The organism is Enterococcus sp. OL5, assembly GCF_006491895.1.
In the GTDB taxonomy this organism is placed as follows: Bacteria; Bacillota; Bacilli; order Lactobacillales; family Enterococcaceae; genus Enterococcus_D; species Enterococcus_D innesii.
In genome coordinates this window covers 1-2,048 of record NZ_VHIL01000038.1, presented here as the reverse complement: position 1 = coordinate 2,048, position 2,048 = coordinate 1, and the positions used below count along the sequence as shown (strand labels likewise).

Sequence of the window (2,048 nt, the reverse complement as noted above, 5' to 3'; positions counted from 1 at the left end):
CGATATCGATCAAGCTCAAATGGAGATATTTAAATATATTGAAACTTACTATAACACAAAACGCATACACTCTGCCCTTGACTACCAATCTCCTAGAGATTTTGAAAAAAAATCCGCTTATTCTCTTAACTAAGTGTCTAGTTTTTCTTGACAACTCCACCCCAGAAGTAGATTTTGGTCTAACTTCTGGGGGTCAGTACATTTATCAGTTCCATAAATTATAGAGCCACTTTTTTCGTTGTTTTTTTCCAAAGTACTGTACGCCATTAAGTGCCATTTACCGAGAGGAATGTTTAGTAAATTCCTTTGCTTTTTAATTCAACTACTTGTCAAAATGTGTCATTCATTGCAAAACTAATATATCTTATGAAAAAATTTGGTAAAACTATTATATAAGAGCATGATTAGTTCGTCTATTGTTCATTGATAATCGCATAGACCATTTTCTAAACTCTTTTCAGTGTCTAAGTAGTAAGTAACTTTGTGAACAAGGATTTCTAAGATTTGAAGGGAAGATAAGCACAAAGTAGTGATAAAGTCATAAGATCTTTAGTCAAATAAATAGTTGTTTAAGATGATGATGTCCAAATAAGTGCCCCTTTGATAAAAAGAGTAGCACTCCGGTATATATTTTCCAAAGTAATTAATAAAATGTTTGAAGTAAAAAAAGAACAGCCTGAATATCTTCTAAATACTTTTGTATCAATATTTAACTGCTCCTTATTCTTTGTTTATACTAGGTTAGAACTTGGATGTTATTCTAAAGGTAAATTAGGAATCTGCCATGCATGGATAAGTAAAAATAAAAACATAATTGATAAAATATTATTCTGGTAAAAGCTTATAGAATAGATATAATCAAAGAGCAAATAAGATTCTTCTATAGTCAACAGAAAACTATTAAAAATGGGAGGACAATGATGATTAATGAATTTGATATAATGATAACTAAATCCGATTTAATTTCAATGGGATTTAAAAATAATCAAGCAACACAAATGCTAAGAGAAGCTAAACAATATTTAGTTAATGTTGAAGGGATATATTTATACAATAATAGGCAAATAAATGTTGTACCGGCAAGAATAATTGAAAAATTGTTTCACTTGAAAATTCGTAAATGACTGCTAAAATAAAAATGAAAGGGTTTGCTAGGAGTATTCATTATGGGGAAAATAAAGAGTATTTATCAAGATAAAAAAACTAAAAAATGGTATTTCAGAGCATACTTAGGAATGGATTCTAACGGAAAAAGAATACAAAAAACAAGGAGGGGTTTTTCGACACAAAGAGAGGCGAAGATAGCATATGATAATTATATGTCTGCCTATGGACCTAAAAATTCAAGAATAATTAAGAAAGAATTACGTAAAGACCTCGTGACTTTTGAGGAGTTTTACAAAAGTAGATTTGTTAAGTGGTATGAAAGGCAAGTAAAGCGCCAAACATTTGAGAATGCGCAATTCATATTTGAAAAGAAATTAATATCGTTCTATCATTATAGAATTATTGATATTACGACAGAAGTCGTTGAGGATTGGATATTTGAACTAAGTCAAATGACTTCAAGAAACTCTAGATTGAAAAGTGAGAAAGAAGCATTGTCTAAAAGCTATATTAATCGAATTCGTGGACATTTAAAAATTGTTATGGATCGAGCCGAAAAAGAAGGATACATTGATAAAAATCCAGTTATAAATGTTTCTATTCTATCTGTAGAAAATAAGAAGGTTAGTTTTTGGGAGTTTGATGATTTTATAAAAGTAATCAATTCTTTCAAGGATAATAGTTTTCAAAATAAACACAGAAAACTTGTTTTTGAATTGCTATTTTATACAGGGCTAAGGATTGGTGAACTATCCGCACTTTCTTGGAGTAATGTGAACTTAAAAAAAAACCAAATACACAGTTGAGAGAACTTTAGTATACACAAAAAAAGATAATTGGTATTTCTCAACTCCTAAAACAAAAAGTGCCTATCGTACAATTTCTACAGGGAAAAGGTTATCACGAAAGCTTGAAGACTGGAAAAAAGAACAGAGTTTGTT

At 29.7% G+C, this 2,048-nt stretch carries 3 protein-coding genes; all 3 read left to right on the top strand.

Annotated features, from left to right (window positions below; genetic code table 11):
- Positions 1-133 (top strand): IS3 family transposase (locus FJU10_RS18905; protein ID WP_140966737.1); only part of this gene is annotated, 133 nt, incomplete at its 5' end.
- Between the two features lie 787 nt (positions 134-920).
- Positions 921-1,124 carry a DUF3173 family protein gene (locus FJU10_RS18900; protein ID WP_140966738.1) on the top strand — a complete coding sequence of 68 codons (204 nt, stop codon included), beginning with the start codon at positions 921-923 and terminating at the stop codon, positions 1,122-1,124.
- Between the two features lie 42 nt (positions 1,125-1,166).
- Positions 1,167-1,913 (top strand): Arm DNA-binding domain-containing protein, encoded by a 747-nt coding sequence (locus tag FJU10_RS18895; protein ID WP_223273158.1) that lies wholly within the window; start codon positions 1,167-1,169, stop codon positions 1,911-1,913.
- Positions 1,914-2,048: the final 135 nt, after the last annotated feature.

Bases quoted from the DNA above. Each gene is read 5' to 3' on its own strand.
- FJU10_RS18900 (WP_140966738.1), top strand. From the start codon at position 921: ATGATTAATGAATTTGATATAATGATAACTAAATCCGATTTAATTTCA.
- FJU10_RS18895 (WP_223273158.1), top strand. From the start codon at position 1,167: ATGGGGAAAATAAAGAGTATTTATCAAGATAAAAAAACTAAAAAATGG.